Source organism: Devosia ginsengisoli (genome assembly GCF_024707105.1).
In the GTDB taxonomy this organism is placed as follows: domain Bacteria; phylum Pseudomonadota; class Alphaproteobacteria; order Rhizobiales; family Devosiaceae; genus Devosia; species Devosia ginsengisoli_A.
Genome location: NZ_JANQAJ010000009.1, coordinates 16,454 through 34,101 on the forward strand (window position 1 = coordinate 16,454; position 17,648 = coordinate 34,101).

General features: G+C 63.1%; 21 protein-coding genes. 13 read left to right on the forward strand and 8 right to left on the reverse strand.

Going from position 1 to position 17,648, the window contains the following annotated elements; all coding sequences use genetic code 11:
* The first annotated feature begins 24 nt into the window (after window positions 1-24).
* From NVV79_RS09920 to NVV79_RS09935, 4 genes are all read left to right on the forward strand, one after another.
* A complete protein-coding gene (locus NVV79_RS09920) occupies window positions 25-186 on the forward strand; it encodes a hypothetical protein (RefSeq protein ID WP_303988623.1) in 162 nt (53 codons plus the stop codon).
* 42 nt (window positions 187-228) lie between these two features.
* Window positions 229-387, forward strand: coding sequence for a DUF3309 family protein (locus NVV79_RS09925; protein WP_201661439.1), 159 nt, complete (start codon window positions 229-231; stop codon window positions 385-387).
* Window positions 388-592: 205 nt separating this feature from the next.
* On the forward strand, window positions 593-955 hold the full coding sequence (locus NVV79_RS09930; RefSeq protein ID WP_303988627.1) for a YqjD family protein: 363 nt from the start codon (window positions 593-595) through the stop codon (window positions 953-955).
* Between the two features lie 2 nt (window positions 956-957).
* A complete protein-coding gene (locus tag NVV79_RS09935) occupies window positions 958-1,401 on the forward strand; it encodes a hypothetical protein (RefSeq protein WP_303988629.1) in 444 nt (147 codons plus the stop codon).
* Here the strand turns inward: NVV79_RS09935 and NVV79_RS09940 are convergent.
* The 4 genes from NVV79_RS09940 to NVV79_RS09955 form a co-directional block, all read right to left on the reverse strand.
* The gene (locus NVV79_RS09940) at window positions 1,398-2,876 is read right to left on the reverse strand and encodes a sensor histidine kinase (RefSeq protein ID WP_303988631.1); all 1,479 of its coding nucleotides are present in this window, start codon (window positions 2,874-2,876) and stop codon (window positions 1,398-1,400) included. The genes NVV79_RS09935 and NVV79_RS09940 overlap by 4 nt on opposite strands.
* A gap of 131 nt (window positions 2,877-3,007) precedes the next feature.
* Window positions 3,008-3,925, reverse strand: a complete 918-nt coding sequence (locus NVV79_RS09945; protein WP_303988632.1) for a diacylglycerol kinase family protein — start codon at window positions 3,923-3,925, stop codon at window positions 3,008-3,010.
* Between the two features lie 15 nt (window positions 3,926-3,940).
* Window positions 3,941-5,314: a sensor histidine kinase gene (locus NVV79_RS09950; RefSeq protein ID WP_303988634.1), complete on the reverse strand. Its 1,374-nt coding sequence runs from the start codon at window positions 5,312-5,314 to the stop codon at window positions 3,941-3,943.
* Between the two features lie 124 nt (window positions 5,315-5,438).
* Entirely contained in the window at window positions 5,439-6,131 is a 693-nt protein-coding gene (locus NVV79_RS09955; RefSeq protein WP_369684727.1) for a Crp/Fnr family transcriptional regulator, read from the reverse strand.
* A gap of 171 nt (window positions 6,132-6,302) precedes the next feature.
* Here NVV79_RS09955 and NVV79_RS09960 point away from each other — a divergent pair, with 171 nt between their 5' ends.
* A complete protein-coding gene (locus tag NVV79_RS09960) occupies window positions 6,303-6,719 on the forward strand; it encodes a hypothetical protein (protein ID WP_303988638.1) in 417 nt (138 codons plus the stop codon).
* Here NVV79_RS09960 and NVV79_RS09965 read toward each other — a convergent pair.
* Together NVV79_RS09965 and NVV79_RS09970 are read right to left on the reverse strand one after the other, a co-directional pair.
* A complete protein-coding gene (locus NVV79_RS09965) occupies window positions 6,694-7,215 on the reverse strand; it encodes an RNA polymerase sigma factor (RefSeq protein ID WP_303990342.1) in 522 nt (173 codons plus the stop codon). The genes NVV79_RS09960 and NVV79_RS09965 overlap by 26 nt on opposite strands.
* Before the next feature lie 37 nt (window positions 7,216-7,252).
* The gene (locus NVV79_RS09970) at window positions 7,253-7,471 is read right to left on the reverse strand and encodes a NepR family anti-sigma factor (RefSeq protein WP_303990344.1); all 219 of its coding nucleotides are present in this window, start codon (window positions 7,469-7,471) and stop codon (window positions 7,253-7,255) included.
* A 164-nt stretch (window positions 7,472-7,635) separates the two neighbouring features.
* Between NVV79_RS09970 and NVV79_RS09975 the strand changes: the two genes are divergently transcribed.
* The 3 genes from NVV79_RS09975 to NVV79_RS09985 all read left to right on the forward strand — a co-directional run bounded on the left by NVV79_RS09975 (window position 7,636) and on the right by NVV79_RS09985 (window position 9,784).
* Window positions 7,636-8,430, forward strand: a complete 795-nt coding sequence (locus tag NVV79_RS09975; RefSeq protein WP_303988641.1) for a response regulator — start codon at window positions 7,636-7,638, stop codon at window positions 8,428-8,430.
* A 117-nt stretch (window positions 8,431-8,547) separates the two neighbouring features.
* Window positions 8,548-8,712 carry a DUF1328 domain-containing protein gene (locus tag NVV79_RS09980; RefSeq protein ID WP_146290031.1) on the forward strand — a complete coding sequence of 55 codons (165 nt, stop codon included), beginning with the start codon at window positions 8,548-8,550 and terminating at the stop codon, window positions 8,710-8,712.
* A 139-nt stretch (window positions 8,713-8,851) separates the two neighbouring features.
* Window positions 8,852-9,784 (forward strand): sensor histidine kinase, encoded by a 933-nt coding sequence (locus tag NVV79_RS09985; RefSeq protein ID WP_303988644.1) that lies wholly within the window; start codon window positions 8,852-8,854, stop codon window positions 9,782-9,784.
* Here the strand turns inward: NVV79_RS09985 and NVV79_RS09990 are convergent.
* A complete protein-coding gene (locus NVV79_RS09990) occupies window positions 9,769-10,569 on the reverse strand; it encodes a YdcF family protein (protein WP_303988646.1) in 801 nt (266 codons plus the stop codon). The two genes, NVV79_RS09985 and NVV79_RS09990, sit on opposite strands and share 16 nt — an antisense overlap.
* Window positions 10,570-10,773: 204 nt before the next feature.
* Between NVV79_RS09990 and NVV79_RS09995 the strand changes: the two genes are divergently transcribed.
* From NVV79_RS09995 to NVV79_RS10015, 5 genes are all read left to right on the forward strand, one after another.
* Window positions 10,774-11,577, forward strand: coding sequence for an ABC transporter ATP-binding protein (locus NVV79_RS09995; protein WP_303990347.1), 804 nt, complete (start codon window positions 10,774-10,776; stop codon window positions 11,575-11,577).
* A 61-nt stretch (window positions 11,578-11,638) separates the two neighbouring features.
* Entirely contained in the window at window positions 11,639-12,391 is a 753-nt protein-coding gene (locus tag NVV79_RS10000; protein WP_303988649.1) for a transporter substrate-binding domain-containing protein, read from the forward strand.
* An 85-nt stretch (window positions 12,392-12,476) separates the two neighbouring features.
* Window positions 12,477-13,289 carry an ABC transporter permease subunit gene (locus NVV79_RS10005; protein ID WP_303988652.1) on the forward strand — a complete coding sequence of 271 codons (813 nt, stop codon included), beginning with the start codon at window positions 12,477-12,479 and terminating at the stop codon, window positions 13,287-13,289.
* Window positions 13,289-14,023, forward strand: a complete 735-nt coding sequence (locus tag NVV79_RS10010; RefSeq protein ID WP_303988655.1) for an ABC transporter permease — start codon at window positions 13,289-13,291, stop codon at window positions 14,021-14,023. Before NVV79_RS10005 ends, NVV79_RS10010 begins: the two co-directional genes overlap by 1 nt.
* Before the next feature lie 10 nt (window positions 14,024-14,033).
* Window positions 14,034-15,176, forward strand: coding sequence for a succinylglutamate desuccinylase/aspartoacylase family protein (locus tag NVV79_RS10015; protein ID WP_303988658.1), 1,143 nt, complete (start codon window positions 14,034-14,036; stop codon window positions 15,174-15,176).
* A gap of 4 nt (window positions 15,177-15,180) precedes the next feature.
* Here the strand turns inward: NVV79_RS10015 and NVV79_RS10020 are convergent, their stop codons facing one another.
* The gene (locus NVV79_RS10020; RefSeq protein ID WP_303988660.1) at window positions 15,181-17,580 is read right to left on the reverse strand and encodes a bifunctional diguanylate cyclase/phosphodiesterase; all 2,400 of its coding nucleotides are present in this window, start codon (window positions 17,578-17,580) and stop codon (window positions 15,181-15,183) included.
* Window positions 17,581-17,648 lie beyond the last annotated feature (68 nt).

Sequence of the window (17,648 nt, forward strand, 5' to 3'; positions counted from 1 at the left end):
CGCAAGATCACGGCGGAGACGGACATGACGCACATGGAAATCAAGGCACTGGAGAATGCGGGTCGCACCACGGTGTGGACTGAAGGCTATGATGGGGAAACCCACTATGGCGACGTATTCAAGGCGCTGACCCCTGCGCTCTTCATTCTCGCCACCGCTGCCGTCCTGATGCTGGCGATCCTCTAGCCATCGGTTCCAAAGCGTCACAAGAACAACAGGAGAGCTGCCATGGGTCTCGGTACAATTCTCATCATCATTCTTATTCTGCTGCTGATCGGCGCCTTGCCCAATTGGGGCTATTCGCGCGGTTTCGGCTATTTCCCATCCGGCATTCTGGGTGTCGTGCTGGTCGTCGTGCTCATCCTCGTTCTGATGGGCCGCATCTAGGCATCCCGGCAATCATAACAGGCGCCGCCGGTCTTCACTGGTGCTCACCTTGGTGAGATGCGCCCGCGGGTCGGGAGCTGCCCCACTTCCACCCGCCCCTGTCACCCCGATGCACGGAGCCCGCGCATTGGGGTGTCACTTTCCAAAGCCTTGGAACCGTGCGGTTTTTCGCACGTTGACCATTCAACACTGACAGGAGCGTCACATGGCTACCACATCCGACCTCGCCCCAGGCCGCAAGCCCGCCGCAGCCCGTGCCGCGCGCGCCAGCAGCAAGGCCCGCGAAGCACAGCTCGAAGATCAGGTCGCCCAGCTTCAGACCGATATCAAGGCCATCGCCGCCACGCTGGCGCGCTTGAGCAATGACAAGGTCAACGAAGTCAAATCGGTCGCAAAGAGCGAGGCCCACAACCTGCAGCGCCAGGCCGAACATGTCGTCGAGGACGTGCAGGATCAGGCCAGCGCCTTGGAAAAGCAGCTCAAGGATACCATCCGCGAGAAGCCGCTGACCGCGGTCGCCAGCGCGGTTGGCATCGGCTTCATTCTCGCCTTGCTGTCCCGGCACTGATCATGAATCTTCTGGCTCCGCTGGCCGCCCTGCTCGGCATCGAGGTCGAAGCGATCACCGAACGCGTCCGCAACACGCTCATCATCAATGCGGTGATGATCGGGTTTGCCTTGGCTGGCGTGAGCTTCCTGGTCGCGGCGGGCTTCTTTGCCTTGGCCGAGCTCTATGGTGGCATTTACGCGGCACTGATCTTCGCCGCGGCGTTCCTGGTCCTGGCACTGGCGGTCTTTCTCGGCACGCGCATTGGCGAAAGCCGCCGTCGACGCGAGCGCGTCGAAAAGCGCCGTTCCAGCGAAACCGGGGCCCTCGTCACTACAGCGGCGCTGACCGCGCTGCCGGTGTTGCTGAAGTCCCCGCTGCTGCGCACCATCGGCCTGCCGGCCGCCGCCATCGCTGCCTACCTGCTAGTACGCGGCGGCAGCGACAATACCGATGATGCCGCTTAATCCTGCTCGGCCGGCAACGGCATCCAGATATGGGCCACCACGCCACTGGGCTCGAAGCTGAGCTTGACTTCGCTGTCCAGCACCTTGGCCAGGCTCCGCTCGATCAGCCGCGCACCCATGCCATATTCGGCGGGCCTGGACACTTCCGGCCCGCCGCTTTCCCGCCAGGTGAGCGACAGTCCACGCGTCGGCCGGCGTTTCACCTCCCAGTCGATGCTCACCATGCCCTCATCGCCCGACCAGGCGCCGTAATGATGCGCATTGGTGGTCAGTTCGTGCAGGATCAGCCCCAGCCCCAAGGCGTGGTCGGCGGGCAGCGTCACGTCCTCGCCGCGCACCTCGGCCCGATCAGGGTCGGTGCGGAAGCCTGGCCCGAATTGTGAAGCGATGACCTCATAGAGTTGCACGCCCGACCAGTCGCGGTCGGCCAGCAGCACATGCGCATCCGAAATGGTGCGCAGCCGGCCGGAAAAGGCCTCGATGAAGTCCTGCGGATCGGGGTTCTGCCGGATCGTCTGGCGCGCGACCGACTGGATCATCGCCAGCGTATTCTTCACCCGGTGATTGAGTTCGCGCAGCAGCAATCGCGTATGCTCGGCGCTCTGCTTGCTTTCGGAAATGTCGATGCCGACGCCCATCATGACCAGTGGGTTGCCTTCGGCGTCACGCTGATAGACCCGGCCGCGCATGGACATCCAGCGTCCGGTTTCGGCAATGCGGGCTTCGGCACTGAAATCCTCGCCCTCCCGGAAACTCGCTTCGATGCTCGCCTCGACCATGAGCCGGTCGCTTGGATGGATCGCTGCCAGCACGTCCTCCATGCGAACAGCCTCCCCTTCAGGCAGTTCATACATGCGCCGAAACATATCATTGCAGGCCACTTCGCCACTGCGGACATCCCAGACCCAGCTACCCACCTTGCCCGCTTCCAGGGTCAGCGCATGGCGCCATTCTTCCCTGACCAGCGCAGCAGCGGTGCGCGCCCGGACCCGTGCTTCGTCTTTGAGCGAAAACAGCGTCGAGGTCAGTCCCGCCAGGCTCACCAATTGCTCGACAAGGCCGGGTTCCAGTGTTGAGCGCGGCTTGGTATCGATGACGCAGAGCGAGCCTACCTTCTGCCCGTTCACCACCACTGCGGCGCCGGCATAGAAGCGGATGCCCGGCCAGCCCGTTACCAGCGGGTTGTCCTTGAAACGATCATCCTGCTTCGCGTCGAGCACGACCAGCGTATCCTCGTCCCCCGGCAGGGCAATGGCATGGGCACAGAACGATGTCTCTGTCAGCGCCTCGGTGACATTGTCGACGCCGAAGCACGCCCGGAACCATTGCCGCTCCTTGTCGATGAGCGTCACCAGGGCAATCTCGGCCTTGAAAATGAAAGCTGCGGTCTGGCTTAACCGCTCGAAATCGGCATCCGCGTGGCTATCGACCACTTCCAGCGCCGCCAACGCGTTCAACCGCGCTGGATCATCCACGACCTTCCGAACCGCGTCTGGAAGGTGGGCCCCCTTATCTGTCACTTCCCGTCCTGACGCTTCTGCAATACCTAAACTTACCGGCTGATTGCCCGTAACGTCATATCCCGGGAATAGGTTCCAAACATATTTTATGCTGTTTCGGCGGGTGTGACCGGCTTGGGCAGGACCACCTTGAGCGCTCCCGGATGCATCTTGAGCGTGACCGACCGGTCGAGCTTGATCAGCTCTCCATCGATCACTGCACGGGCGCCCCTTTTACGCTTGGGAAAATGCAGCGTCACCTCGCCGATTTCTCTTTCCGAGACCATCGGGCTCTCCCGCCATGTGCCCATGAACACGTCCATCGCCAGCCTCAGCAGTTCCGAGGTCGAAACCGCCGCCGCGACATAGACGCCCAGCATGCCCGTATCGAGCCGGTCGGCATGGATCATGCCTTCTCCCAGCGGATTGTTGGAGATCGCAATGCCCGATACGCGATGCTTTTCTATGCCCTTGGGCATGTGGAACTCGGCGTCGAACTGCGGCGGATTGATCGCTGCCGCGCCGATCGCCCGCAGGCTTGCCAGCATCTTGCCAGCCCGGCTGCCGTAGCTCATGTTTTCGCGGATACGCACCAGACGCGCATGAATGCCCACGCCGAACTGGTGGACGAAGGGCCGATCATTGGCCGTGGCGATATCCACGGCGCCGACCGCGCCGGCAGCCAGGGCCTCCAGGGCATCATCCAGCACCAGCGGCACCTTGAGCGCCCGCGCGAAGAGGTTCATCGTTCCCACCGGCAATACGGCAAGCGGCATCCCGGTTTCGTAGGCAATTGCAGCGGCGGCCGAAATAGTGCCGTCGCCCCCTCCAGCCATGACGGCATCCACGCCCTGGCTGGTCGCCGCCTTGCGCAATGCCGCCTCGACCGCACTGCCTGCCACGGTCCGGCATTCGAGTTCATGCCCGTGCCGCGCAAAGGTCGCCACGGCCCCGGCGCTGAACGCGTCGAGATCCATGGTTCGCAACGTCCCGCCGTCGCGATTGAGAACGGCAATGATGTGCACGGGGTTCGCTCCTGGTCAGCCTGCGTCCGGCGACGCGGCGCCTTCAATGCCGGGCAATGACAAGCTGACGCTCAGCCCGCCGCCATCCCGTCGTTCATAATGCGGCTCGCCCCCAAGCTGGTTGGCCAGTTGCCGGACAATCACCGAGCCAAGTCCGCCCTCGCCCGGCTCGCCGGCAATGCCCACGCCATCATCGGCCACGCTGAGCCTGGGCACGCCGCTATCGTCGCGTTTCAGGGCAACGGTGACTGTGCCGCCGCGGCCAGCGGGAAAGGCATGCTTGATCGCATTGGTCACCAGCTCCCCGACCAGTATGCCGACCGTGGTCGCATCGCGCGCCCCGACCACGATAGGATCGAATTGCCCGACCAGTTCGATATTGTCGGCATCGCTCGCGGTCGCCCCGATATCCTCCAGCACCGCATCGAGGAATTCATCGGCACTGGCGGTTTCCAGATCATCGCCCAGCCGCAGCCGGCGATGGGCCGAAGCCACCGAATGAACGCGCGACCGCGCCGCTTCCAGCGCCACCCGCACTTCGTCGGATTTGGTGCGCAGCAGTTGCAAGCCGAGCAGCGACGACACCGTGGCCAGCGAATTGCCGATGCGATGATTGGCATCCTGCAGCAAGGCTTCGACCCGCTGCCGCTCGCGCTCGGCATGTTCGCGCGCCTCCTCCAGGGCCTGCGTACGTTCCGCCACATGAGCTTCCAGCACCTCGTTTTCCGTGGCCAGTTGTTCCTTGCTGCGCGCCAGCGCGCTGAACTGCCGTTGCGTTCTGGAAATCAGCATATAGGCCAGCAACACGGCGCCCGCCAAAGCAACGATGATCGCCCCCACCAGCCAGCGTCGGGACTGGTTGATCTGCCGGTTGCGATCGAGCAGTTTTCCGTTTTCCTCGCCGATGAACTGTTCGAGCGTGATCCGCAGGCTATCCACCGCCCGCTCGCCCGTGCGGTCCTGGATGAGCATTCGCGCCTCGGTCTCGCGATTGGCATCGACCAGTTCGATGGTTCGCGCCATCTTGGCGGTCTTGCCGGCGATTTCATCGGCAATGGCGCGAACCGCTGCCGCCTGTGCGCCATCGTCGCGTGTCGCCGCGGTCAGCGACAGCAAGCGCATGTCGATCGAGGCAACGGCGCGACGGTAGGGTTCGAGGTAGCGCTTGTCGCTCGTCAGCAGATAGCTGCGTTCACTGCTTTCCGCCTCGCTGAGCGATATGGTGAGTTCATGGGCGTGGTTGCGCACCTCGTAAGTGTGCAGCACGTCGCCGATCTGCCGGTCGATGCCCTGCACCAGCACCAGCGCCGCCCCGGCGGCCAGCACAACCAGCGCCAGCGATGCAAAAACCACCAGTCGCCGGCCAAAGCGCCTTTGTGTGTCCCGCATCCGGCCGTCCAATCCGCTCGCAATGCTCGTCAAGCTCATCTACCCGCCGCCGGCTGCACGCGGCCCTTCCTCTGTCGGCACCCAATGGCCGATGGCGATGGCGGATTTGAGGCCGCAAACCCGCTCATATCAGCGGTCTCCGGCGTTCCGGCGGCCCGTCCCAGCCCGCCAGCTCCATCAGACCCGGCACATCGAGCACCTCGCAGGAGCGGTCGAGCCAGCGGATCAGCGAGCGGTCGGCAAGCTTGCGCAGCGTCTTGTTGGTATGGACGATGGACAGGCCCAGCGTGTCGGCCACATGCATCTGCGTGATCGGCAGATAGAGATTGCGCGACGAGGCCAGCCCCACCGAGGCCGCGCGGTGATAAAGGAACGCGATCAGGTAGGCCGCTCGCTCCATGGCGGTGCGACGACCCAGGCTGAGCAGGTGGTCGTCCAGCATCCGCTCTTCCTGCGCCGCCAGCCAGGTGATGTCGAAGCCCAGGCCAGGATGGTTACGGAACAGGTCGTTCAGCCGGTCGCGCTGGAACACGCACAGCACCAATGGCGACAGCGCCTCCACCGAATGCTGCATTTCCCCGATCACTGAGCCCTGCAGGCCCACCAGGTCACCGGGCAACATGTAGTTGAGGATTTGCCGGCGACCGTCTTCCAGCGTCTTGTAGCGGAAGGCCCAACCCGACAACAGCGTATAGAGGTGGGCGCTATGGCTGCCTTCGGACAGCAGCGTCGTACCGGTTTCGGCGACCAGTTCCCCGGTCTTGAAGGACGAAACAAAGCGCAGTTCCTGCGGTTCGAATTCGCGGAACCCCGGCATGGCCCTGAGCGGGCATTGCTCGCAGGGCACCCTGCGTCCGGAACTGGGAAGAACGAGGCTCAAGTAGCACCATCGACGCTGAATGGATGTCACCACGCCAACGCAGCCCCGCACAACCCGTTCCCCAACATGTCAAACTTAAATGACAGTCAGGTCGATTGAGCCCCATCAGTGGCCAAAAGGTTGCGGAAACACATGCTCAACGGCCGGACTGCTCTTATCGTTGAAGAAGAGTTCCTGATCGCGCTCGATGTTCAGCGCATGCTCGAGACGCTGGGCGTCGGGCAGACCCTGTTCGCCCGTACGCCGGCCGAGGCTGAACAACTGCGTGCGCGCTGGCCGGAAATCGCCATTGCCATTATCGAAGCCCGTATGGGTGATGCCTTGTCCCTACAATTGGCGCAGAGCCTGGCCGCAGCGCGCGTCCCGACCGTGTTGACCACGTCCGATCTCGATGTGCAGCGTGACTTTGCCGACCGGCCCGATCTGCCGATCGTCGTCAAGCCCGTCCCGGAGGACGCCCTGGCGGAAGCTGTCCGCCAGGCGCTGGCTGTCTCCACTCCTAGAACGAGTGATTGGTCGTGGTGACCTGCGCCGACACGGCGTCGGGACCGTAATCGGCCTCACCGCTGATCTTGAGAATATCCTGCAAGCGCGTACGGGCGCGGCTCACCCGGCTCTTCATCGTGCCCACGGCACAATCGCAAATCTCCGCTGCTTCCTCGTAGGAAAAGCCGGAGGCACCGATCAGGATCACGGCTTCGCGCTGATCGTCGGGCAGTTGGGCCAGGGCTTTCTTGAAGTCCTGCATGTCCATCGAGCCATATTGCGCCGGATGCACCGACAGTCGTTCGGTGAAGATACCATCGCTGTCCTGCACCTCGCGCCCGCGCTTGCGCATCTGGCTGTAGAATTCGTTGCGCAGGATGGTGAAGAGCCAGGCCTTGATATTGGTGCCCATCTCGAAGCTGGACTGTTTGGCCCAGGCCTTCATCACAGTGTCCTGCACCAGGTCGTCGGCCTTGTCGTGCTTGCCGGTCAGCGACACGGCAAAGGCACGCAGGCTGGGCAAAGTCGCCAGCATTTCACGCTTGAACGTCGTCGGTTCACCGGTCACGCCGTCACTCCCCGTCACGGCCAGCATTCTTGACCTTCTGCGCCTGCTCGGCGCTATCAAGCTTTTCCAGCAGGTCGAGCAATTGTTCAGGGACACCTTCGTCCTGCACGGCTCCGTATAGCGCGCGCAGGCGTGCGCCGATGTCCGTATTCGGACCCAGCCCATCATCCGCCCGCACCGCCTGCGTCCGCATACGTTGCTGGGTCACCAGTTTTTCCTTCATCATGCCGTGTTCTGACCGTCAGAGTGTTGTGCGTTGTGTCGTATTTGGCGATCCTAATGCGTGCGAGTCAAAAAAGTTCCGCCGCGTCGGGAACTTTTGCGGGCGAAACCTCGTTTTCCGGTTTCGTGTAATCACGAGCCGAAGCGTCACTGGGAGTTCACTTAATGACTTTGTCCACGCGGATCGCTCCGCATCTGCCGTACCTGCGGCGGTTCTCGCGCGCAGTCACCGGGTCGCAGACATCCGGCGATGCCTATGTTGCGGCCACTCTCGAAGCTCTCATAGCCGATATTTCGCTGTTTCCCGAAGCGAGCAACGACCGTATCGCGCTCTATAAGCTGTTCTCCGCCCTGTTCTCGTCAGCGGCCGTCAAGGTGCCCCAGCCCACGTCTTCCTATGCGTGGGAAAAGCGGGCAGCCACCAATCTGGCCAATCTGGCCGCGCGGCCGCGCCAGGCTTTCCTGCTGGTTGCCGTGGAAGGCTTTACCCATGCGCAGGCCGCCGAAATCCTGGGCATTGCCGATGATGAATTCGCCGCATTGCTCGAGGAAGCCTCGATCGAGATTTCCCGTCAGGTCGCGACCGAAATCATGATCATCGAGGACGAACCGCTGATCGCCATGGATATCGAGCAGTTAGTGGAGAGCCTGGGCCACAAGGTGGTGAGCGTCGCCCGCACCCATAAGGAAGCGGTCAATCTCTTCGCCCAGACTCAGCCCCGCATGATCCTGGCCGATATCCAGTTGGCCGATGGCAGCTCGGGGATCGACGCTGTCAACGACATCCTCAACCATCATTCGGTGCCGGTGATCTTCATCACCGCCTTCCCCGAACGGCTGCTCACGGGCGAGCGTCCCGAGCCGACCTTCCTCGTCACCAAGCCCTTCAATCCCGATATGGTGAAGGCCCTGATCAGCCAGGCGCTGTTCTTCGATGAAGGCTCGCGCGCCGCCGCCTGACCGACACGAAACGAATATGAAAAAGGTCGGGTTATCCCGGCCTTTTTTGTTGCGCATCAGGAACCCGAGAACGGCAGAACCGTTGTCACCTCAATAACTTCGCCCAAGGAGAGTGACATGCTCTACTACGCACTCGTCTTCCTCGTGATCGCGCTTATCGCCGGTGTTCTCGGCTTCGGTGGCATAGCCGGCGCCTCGGCTGGCATCGCGCAGATTCTGTTCTTTCTGTTCCTTGCTTTCCTGGTCATCTCTCTTGTCGTGGGCTTCTTCCGGCGTGCCTGATCTTACCCCGACGGCACGGCCAGGTATGTGACACGGCTTCGCCCCGGCGAAGCCGTTCTTTTTCCTGCCCGACTACACGAGTATTTTCCTCATGCCAGCCTCGATGCCCGACCGCCAGACGCAGACCAGGCTCCGTGCCATGTCACTCGGTCTGCGCCATGCGGGCATCTGCGTTCTGCATCAGGATAGCGAACACCGCTTCGACTTCGTCGAGAACCCGCCGCCAAGCTGGCCCCACCAGGACATGGTCGGACTGCGCGAGGCCGAGGCCCTGCCGGCAAGCATTGCGGCCGATTTTGCCGCGGCCCACGAACGCAGCCGCCGCGACGGCGCCGAGCAGATGCTGGCATTCGAACTCGGTGAAATTCATCGGCGCCATTTCGAAATCCGCCTGCTGCCCGACGACAACAGTGACGGCGTCACAGCCATCGTGACCGATACGACCGATCGCCACGCCCGCGACATGGCCGTCGCATCCCTGCTGCGCGAAGTCAGCCACCGCTCCAAGAACCTGCTCGCCATCGTGCAATCGGTCGCCATGCAGACCGCCCGCCACAGCACCGGCACCGAGGATTTCCTCGACAAGTTCCGCGGCCGTCTGCACGCCCTCTCCAGCACGCAGGACCTCGTGACCGAGAGCAACTGGCGCGGCGCCTATCTGCAAACATTGGTAGCCTCGCAGCTCGTCCGGCTCGGCCCCTCGGTCCTGTCGAACGTCCGGATTACCGGGGTCAATCCGCTGCTAGGCCCAAATGCCTCGCTCCATATCGGCCTGGCCATCCACGAATTGGGGGCCAATACCGTGCTGCATGGCGCCCTGGCCAATGGCGAGCCGGGCAAGGTCTCGGTCGACGCCCGCATGGTCGATCGGCCCGATAGCCCCGCCGATCTGGTCATCGAATGGCGCGAAAGCGGCACCCCCGCCTGGCGCCTGGAGCATCAACCCCATTTCGGCACGCTGGTCCTCGAACGCATCGTCCCCCTGTCGGTGGGCGGCACGGCCGATTTCGGCATCGAACCCGATGGCGTGCGCTACCGGCTTGTCGTGCCGGCCGATCAGTTCGAGGCCTGACCCGGCAGCATGTCGTCGATCCGCCCGGTCCAGTGGTAGACTACCAGCCCGATCCATTCCTTCATCGCCACGCTTGATGTCAGCAGATTGGCTATAGGCTCGGCCACATCGAACTCGAAGCGTTCCGTGCCCGTGCTGCGATAATCGGTCGGCCAGGCAATAGCTGATATGCCGACCTTGCGGAACAGCCCCATGGACCGCGGCATATGGAAAGCCGACGTCACCAGCAGCACATTGCCCGGTGCCGGTCCCAGCAGGGCCTTGGTATATTCGGCATTCTCATCGGTATTGCGCGCTTCGCCTTCCAGCACCACCCGCTCCGGCGCGATGCCGAAGGCCAGCAGCAGTCGCTGCATGGTCACCGCCTCGGATTCCGCCCCTGCCAGCACCGCAGCCACCCCGCCGGTCAGCACGATCCGCGCTTCGAGATAGCGTTGCGCCAGCCAGATGGTCTCGATCAGCCTATCGCCCGCCTCGCTGGTTTCGGTGACCTGCCGCGCCGTGCTGACCCGCGCGGCGGTCGCTCCGCCGAGCAGGACTATGGCATCCACGCGTTCCGGCAATTCGGCCGGCCGCGCGAACCGGGCCTCGAGCGGCGCGATCGCCACCGCCCCGACATTGGTAAAACTGGCCACACCCAGTATCAGCAGGCCGAGCACACCGAGCGCCAGCCCCGACCGCCGCCGCCCCGCAACCGCCAAAACCAGCGCACCGAGTCCGAACAGGAAAGCCAGGCTCACCGGCTGCGCCAGCAGCCAGAACACCTTGGAAATTGCATAGAACATGCCGCAGCCTCGTCAATTTGCGGCGCACCATAAGTCAGACCCACGGCACTGGCGAGCCGCGTCATCCTCAGTCACGTGTTGCGGAAAACATCATTTCCCTTGCTATATCCCGCGCTTTTGCTTTTCTTGACGGCGGTCAAGATTGCCAGCCTCAAGAAAAAGGCAATCACCGCTCAGGAAGGCGCCCGTTTCGGCGGGCCAGGGATGAATATGGCGCAAGCTGCTGCCGCCGTTGCGGAGAAGTGGCCTGTCGTGGCTATCCGCGACTTGCACAAATCGTTCGGCAAGCTGGAAGTGCTCAAGGGTATTTCGTTTGTCGCCCGCGAGGGCGAAGTCGTTTCGCTGATCGGCTCCTCGGGCTCGGGCAAATCGACAATGCTGCGCTGCATCAACATGCTCGAAGTGCCCGATAGCGGCACGGTCGCCATCGATGGCGAGGAAATCAAGCTGCGCGGCACCGGACCCCATCGCCAGATTGCCGACGAAGGCCAGATTCGCCGCATCCGCTCCGAATTGGGCATGGTATTCCAGAGCTTCAACCTGTGGGCCCATCTCACCATTCTCGAAAACGTCATGGAGGCGCCGCTCATTGTGCAGAAGCGCGCCCGCGGCGAAGTGCAGGAAGAAGCACTCGCCATGCTGGCCAAGGTCGGCATAGGCGAAAAGGCCGACGCCTACCCCGCCCAGCTTTCCGGCGGCCAGCAGCAGCGCGCCGCCATTGCCCGCGCCCTTTGCATCAATCCGCGCGTCATGCTGTTCGACGAGCCGACCTCGGCGCTCGATCCCGAACTCGAAGTCGAAGTGCTGCGCGTCATCAAGGTGCTGGCCGACGAGGGCCGGACCATGATCCTGGTCACCCATGACATGGAGTTTGCCCGCTCGGTCAGCGACCGCGTCATTTTCCTCCATCAAGGCATGATCGAGGAAGAAGGCACCCCCGAGCAGGTCTTCGGCGCCACGAAATCCACGCGTCTCAAGCAATTCCTCAACGCCGCCAGCCACGAATGAAGGCGCTGATGACAAGCCCGGCAAACGGGTACGACAACAAGAACAACCAACGGAGAAACAGATGAAGAAGCTCATCCTCGCGGCAGTGGCCACAATGGCCCTCGGCTCTGCGGTCCAGGCTCAGGAAACGGTGCGCATCGCCACCGAAGGCGCCTATGCACCCTGGAACTTCCTCGACGACAGCGGCGCCCCTGCCGGCTTCGAGATCGACCTGGGCAATGCCATCTGTGCCCAGGCCGGCCTCACCTGCGAATGGATCACCAATGACTGGGATTCGATCATCCCGAACCTGCTCGCCGGCAACTACGACGTGATCATGGCGGGCATGTCGATCACCGAGGAACGCCTCCAAACCATCGACTTCACGCAGAACTATTTCCCGCCCGATCCGTCCAAGTTCATCGCCGCTGCCGGCTCCGGCATCGATCCGTCGGCTCTTGAAGGCAAGCGCGTCGGCGTCCAGGGCGGCACCATCCAGGCCGCCTATGCCGAGGAAAATCTCGGCGCGACCAACACCGTGGTCTCCTTCGGCACGGCTGACCAGGCCATGGCCGATCTGGCTGCCGGCAACCTCGACACCATCCTGGCCGATGGCGCCTATCTCGAGCCAGTGGTCACCGCTTCGGGTGGCGCGATGGAATTCGTCGGTGAAGACGTGATGATCGGCGATGGCGTTGGCGCCGGCATCCGCAAGGACGAAGCCGAGCTCAAGGCCACGTTCAACGATGCCCTGACCGCGCTCAAGGCCGACGGCACCGTCGACCAGCTGATCGCCCAGTGGTTCGAAGGCCGCGGGCCGTATTTCGCCGAGTAATCCGGCTTGCCGGGGTGGGTCGCCCACCCCGGCTTTCCCCTGAAAGACCACCAATGCCAGCGTCATTGCCCCGGACCATCAGCCCATGAGCGAAGACTTCGCCTTCTGGCTGAGCTACCTCACCAACGGCAAGCATCTCACCTGGTATGCGAGCTTCCAGTTCACCATCTTCGCCGCGCTTTTCGGCGGGACGCTGGCCGTCATATTCGGCCTGATCGGCGCCACGCTCAAGAATTCCCGGTTCTTTCCGCTGCGCCTCATCGGCACGATCTATTCCTCGATCGTCCGCGGCGTGCCCGATGTGCTGTTCTTCCTGTTCTTTCCGCTGGCCTTCGAACAGGCGGTGGAATGGTTCATCGCCAGCCAGGTCTGCACGCCCGAACTGATCGCCGCCCAGTCCGCGGCCTGGCCGCCCTGCAAGGAAGCCAACTGGTTCCTCGGCACGCCGGAATACCTGATCCTCGCCTCGGTCTCGCTTGGCCTGGTCTACGGCGCCTTCGCCACCAATGTCATCCACGGCGCCCTGCGCTCGGTGCCCAAGGGACAGCTCGAAGCAGCGCGCGCCTATGGCATGTCGGCGAGCCAGTTGCTCTGGCGCGTCCATATCCGCCAGATGTGGGTCTATGCCCTGCCCGGCCTGTCCAATGTCTGGATGCTGATCATCAAGGCGACTTCGCTGCTCTCGCTGCTGCAGATCGCCGATATCGTGCTGTGGGCCGACCGGCTTGGCGCGCCCAATTTTCTGCCCGCCGTGGGCCTCGTGCATGAGGACTGGCGCTGGCGTTACTACCTCGTGCTGTTCCTCTTCTACATCCTCGTGACCCTGCTCTCCGAAAAGGCCTTCGAAGCCATCATGCGTCGCGCCGGGCGCGGCATATTGAGCGAGGTGCGTGGCTAATGGAACGCCTCTTCCAGGAAATCGCCCTTTTCGGCCCGGCCGTGGCGTTCAACATCTACTTTGCCGCCGCCTCCATTCCCATCGGCTTCGTCTTCGCCGTCTTCCTGGCACTGGGCAAGGCGTCGTCCAATCCACTGATCTCGCGGCTGAGCCGTGGCTATATCTATGCCTTCCGCGGCTCGCCGCTCTTCATCCAGTTCTTCATGCTCTATTCGCTGGCACTGTCGTTCAATGTCGGCGTCTGGAAGCCGATGGGCATATCCTGGTTCGTGCTGCACCCATTGTTCATCGGGCCGCTGGTGCTGACCCTCAATACCGCCGCCTATACTGCCGAAATCTTCTATGGCGCCTTGCGCGCCGTGCCGCGCGGCGAAGTCGAGGCCGCCCGCGCCTATGGCATGAGCCGGGTCCAGCAGTTCCACCACGTCATCTGGCCCAATCTCATCCGCCTCGCCTGGCCCGCCTATACCAACGAAGTGGTGTTCCTGTTCCACGCCACGGCCATCGTCTATTTCGCCCTGCCCGTCATCGGACAGCAGAAAGACCTGATGATCACAGCCAAGGAGCTCTTCGAGCGCGACTATAATGCATTCCTGCATTTCTCCGTCGCTGCGCTCTGGTTCCTGGCCGTTTCACTGGTGGTTTTCTTCCTGTTCGGGCTGGTCTATCGCCGGCTGATGCGCCATATGCCGGCAGCGCCGGGCTTGCGCTTTGCGCCGAAATGGCTGCGCTGAGAGAGACGACATGAGTTTTGAATTGCACCGCACGGTGCTGACCGGCGATACGCCCGGCACCGCCACCGACCTCTATTGGTACACTGCCGGTCCGGCCGATGCCGAAACCCGCGTGCACCTGCAGGCCGCCCTTCATGCCGACGAACAGCCGGGCACCATGGCGCTGCACCATCTGCTGCCCAAGCTGCGCGAGGCCGATGCCGCCGGGCAGCTCAAGGCGCAATTCACCATCTTCCCCTCGGTCAATCCGCTGGGCCTCGCCAACTATTCCCTGCGCCATCACATCGGCCGCTATGACGTCGAGACCGGCGTCAACTACAACCGCCGCTGGCCCGATCTCTATCCGCATGTCGCCCAGGCCATCGTTGGCAAGCTGACCGACGATCCCAGGGCCAATATCGCCACCATCCGCGCCGCCGTCATTGCCTGGATCGATGGCCAGCAATCCGGCACCGCCATCCAGCGCCTGCGCCTCGCCGTGCTCAAATCGGCCGTCGCCGCCGATATCGTGCTCGACCTGCATTGCGACGACGACAGCCTCAAGCACATCTTCACCTCGCCCGAACTGATGCCCGGCCTGCAGGATCTGGCCGACTGGATGGGTGTCGCCGCGACGCTGACCGCCGAGGACAGTGGCGGCGGCTCGTTCGACGAAGTGCTGCCCACACTCTATCGCAAGGCGCGCCTCGCCCATCCCGAGCACCCCATCCCCACCGGCGCCGAAACAGCCACCCTCGAATATCGCGGCCAGGCCGACAGCTTCGATACCCTCGGCAAGGAAGATGCCGCAGGCCTTTTCGGCTTCTTCGCCAGCCGCGGCCTCATCGCCGCCGATCCCGGCAGCAAGCCCGCCGCAGCGCCTGCGCCCACCCCCTTCGAGGCGACCGAAGTGCTGCGCGCCGATGCGCCGGGCCTCCTGGCCTATCGCGTGGAACTTGGCGACCAGGTCAGCAAGGGCCAGCCCATTGCCGATCTCATCGCCATGGACGGCCCGGACGCCTTCATCGCCCGCCGCCCGATCCTCTCGGGCACCGATGGCTTCGTGCTGTCGCGCGTCATGGGAAAATACGTGACCCGCGGCGGCGCCATCGCCAAGATCGTCGGCAAGGACGTGCTGCCCACTCGGGCCGGCGGATATCTGCTGGAGGACTGACCTTCTACCCCGCCAATGACGCGAGCTTGGCTTCCGCTTCGGCCTTCAGCGCGGGGGCCCGCGGATGCACATGCGTCAGCAGGTAATGCGGCAGGTCGATATGGTCGAGCGGGCGGGCGAAGTAGAAGCCCTGCAACTGGTGACAGGCGATCCCGGACAGGAACTCCGCCTGCGCCTGCGTCTCTACCCCCTCGGCCGTGATCTTGAGCTTCAGCGTCTTGCCCAGTGACGCGATGGCCTTGAGGATATCGCGCGCTACCTCGTCATCGCTCGACGCATCGACGAAGCTCCGGTCAATCTTGATCTTGTCGAAGGGGAATTTGAGCAGGTAGCTGAGGCTCGAATAGCCAGTGCCGAAATCGTCCATGGCAATGGTCACGCCCAGCGCGCGGATTTCGCCGAGCTTTTCCACCACTTCTTCCAGGTTCTCCATCAGGAGACCTTCGGTGATTTCGATCTCCAGCCTCGGCGCCGCCAGTCCCGACATCGCCAGCGCGCGCTTCACCACAACGGAGATATCCGAGCGGCGGAAATGCTTGGCCGAAAGATTCACCGCCACCGTCAGGTGATCCGGCCAGTTTACCGCGGCCAGGCAAGCCTGCTCGATTGTCCAGTCACCGATATCGACGATGAGGTTCGATTGCTCGGCAATCGGAATGAACTCCGCCGGCGCCACCAGGCCGCGGATCGGATGGTTCCACCGCACCAGCGCCTCAAAGCCGGTCGGCCTGGCATCCTCCGCCGAAACCAGCGGCTGGTAATACAGCACCAGTTCGTTGTTCTTGACCGCGTCGCGCAATTCCACTTCCAGCAGCCGTCGCTCGCGCGCTTCGGAATCCATCTGGCTCTCGAAGAAGCGGTAGACCGAGCGACCATCGGCCTTGGCTCGGTAGAGCGCCAAGTCGGCATTGCGCAGGATCTGGTCCGGACGCGTCCCGTTCATCGGCGCCATGGCAATGCCGATGCTGACCCCGATATTGATCTGCTCGTCATCGATCACATAGACCTGCCTGATCTCCTCGATCATGCGGGCCGCCAGCGGGCCAATGCTGTCCACATTGCAGTCATTGGGCAGGATGACGGCGAATTCGTCCCCGCCCAGTCGCGCCACCAGGTCGTTCTCGCGCACCAGCCCCTGGATACGCCGCGCCACCTGCGCCAGCAGCCGATCCCCGGCCATGTGACCGCGACTGTCATTGACCGACTTGAACTGGTCGAGGTCGAGAAACATCACCGAGAATGGCGTGCCATAGCGCTCCAGCCGCGCGACGCAGGAATTGAGCTGCTCGGTGAACTTGGTGCGGTTGAGCAGGCCCGTCATCGGATCGTGATGCGCCAGCATGGTGATGCGGCGTTCGGCGAGCTTGCGTTCGGTCACATCCGAGCCGGTGCCGATATAGCCGAGATACTTGCCGGATTCGTCGAAGGCTGGCTTGCCTGTAAGGCTCCACCAGCACTCCCTGCCATCGGCGGTCACCCGCAATTCGATATCCTGGAACGTCTGCTGCTCCAGCACATCCTGTTCCAGATGCGCCATCAGCGGATCATTGGGTGGTGTGATGCAGCGCAGGAAATGCACGAAATCGGCGCCTAACAGCGCCTCTTCGGCCACGCCGGTCGCCGTGGTGAAGCCTGCCGACATGCGGTTGATAGCCCCTTCGGCATCAAAGCCCCAGATCCAGTCCGACTTGCTCTGCTCGAATTCGCGCAACAGCAGGCCGATGATCTCTCCCCGGTCCTTGAGCTGGGTTTCCGAGGCGCGATGCGCCACGAAGCCCGCCGCATGGTTGAGCGAGATGACCACCATGACGAAGGTAAAAACCGCCAGCAGCGTGCCATACATCCAGAGTTCGCGCGTGGCATCGAGCCCAGGCACCATGCTCAATGCACCGATGATCAGCGGGATGGCGAACGCGGCCAGCGCCTGCGGATAGACCACCAGCGCCATCATCGAAATGCAGAGCAGGCCGCCGGCGCCGATCGTCGCCGCGCTGCGAATGGCGGGGTCCTGCCCCAGTGGCAGCACGTTCAATATGAAGCCCCAGAGAGTGCCCAGCGCCATGGCGTAGATGATGGTGCGAATGACCGCATTGCGCGGCGGCCCGTTCGTCTCCTGCCGCGGATGCACGAAGGCAAGATAGGACCCGTGCAGCCCGATCATGACGATCACGCTGGTCGCCGCCAGGATCGGCCAGAACTGCGCGGTCTGCCAGGTCAGCGTCAGAAACACCGCCGAGACCGCCAGCGATGCCGCCAGCACGGCCGGTGCCATCCGCGTTACCGATCCGAGTTGCTGGCGCAACAGCTTGTCGCGAACATGCGGCGACAGATCGTCCGCCCCGATGGCGCGGTCGACAAAGCCGTTGATGAGGGAGATCAAGCCCGAACCCGGTACGACGCTCATGCTTCAACATGCCGGAATACCGCTTAATTTTGCGTATGTGGCTTCCCCCTACCTCCCAAGCAAATTGC

Bases quoted from the DNA above. Each gene is read 5' to 3' on its own strand.
- NVV79_RS10015 (WP_303988658.1), top strand. From the start codon at position 14,034: ATGAGTTTTGAATTGCACCGCACGGTGCTGACCGGCGATACGCCCGGC.
- NVV79_RS10020 (WP_303988660.1), bottom strand. From the start codon at position 17,580: ATGAGCGTCGTACCGGGTTCGGGCTTGATCTCCCTCATCAACGGCTTT.
- NVV79_RS09975 (WP_303988641.1), top strand. From the start codon at position 7,636: ATGACTTTGTCCACGCGGATCGCTCCGCATCTGCCGTACCTGCGGCGG.
- NVV79_RS10010 (WP_303988655.1), top strand. From the start codon at position 13,289: ATGGAACGCCTCTTCCAGGAAATCGCCCTTTTCGGCCCGGCCGTGGCG.
- NVV79_RS10000 (WP_303988649.1), top strand. From the start codon at position 11,639: ATGAAGAAGCTCATCCTCGCGGCAGTGGCCACAATGGCCCTCGGCTCT.
- NVV79_RS10005 (WP_303988652.1), top strand. From the start codon at position 12,477: ATGAGCGAAGACTTCGCCTTCTGGCTGAGCTACCTCACCAACGGCAAG.
- NVV79_RS09955 (WP_369684727.1), bottom strand. From the start codon at position 6,131: ATGCCGGGGTTCCGCGAATTCGAACCGCAGGAACTGCGCTTTGTTTCG.
- NVV79_RS09970 (WP_303990344.1), bottom strand. From the start codon at position 7,471: ATGAAGGAAAAACTGGTGACCCAGCAACGTATGCGGACGCAGGCGGTG.
- NVV79_RS09935 (WP_303988629.1), top strand. From the start codon at position 958: ATGAATCTTCTGGCTCCGCTGGCCGCCCTGCTCGGCATCGAGGTCGAA.
- NVV79_RS09920 (WP_303988623.1), top strand. From the start codon at position 25: ATGACGCACATGGAAATCAAGGCACTGGAGAATGCGGGTCGCACCACG.
- NVV79_RS09990 (WP_303988646.1), bottom strand. From the start codon at position 10,569: ATGTTCTATGCAATTTCCAAGGTGTTCTGGCTGCTGGCGCAGCCGGTG.
- NVV79_RS09965 (WP_303990342.1), bottom strand. From the start codon at position 7,215: ATGCTGGCGACTTTGCCCAGCCTGCGTGCCTTTGCCGTGTCGCTGACC.
- NVV79_RS09925 (WP_201661439.1), top strand. From the start codon at position 229: ATGGGTCTCGGTACAATTCTCATCATCATTCTTATTCTGCTGCTGATC.
- NVV79_RS09995 (WP_303990347.1), top strand. From the start codon at position 10,774: ATGAATATGGCGCAAGCTGCTGCCGCCGTTGCGGAGAAGTGGCCTGTC.
- NVV79_RS09985 (WP_303988644.1), top strand. From the start codon at position 8,852: ATGTCACTCGGTCTGCGCCATGCGGGCATCTGCGTTCTGCATCAGGAT.
- NVV79_RS09930 (WP_303988627.1), top strand. From the start codon at position 593: ATGGCTACCACATCCGACCTCGCCCCAGGCCGCAAGCCCGCCGCAGCC.
- NVV79_RS09980 (WP_146290031.1), top strand. From the start codon at position 8,548: ATGCTCTACTACGCACTCGTCTTCCTCGTGATCGCGCTTATCGCCGGT.
- NVV79_RS09950 (WP_303988634.1), bottom strand. From the start codon at position 5,314: ATGCGGGACACACAAAGGCGCTTTGGCCGGCGACTGGTGGTTTTTGCA.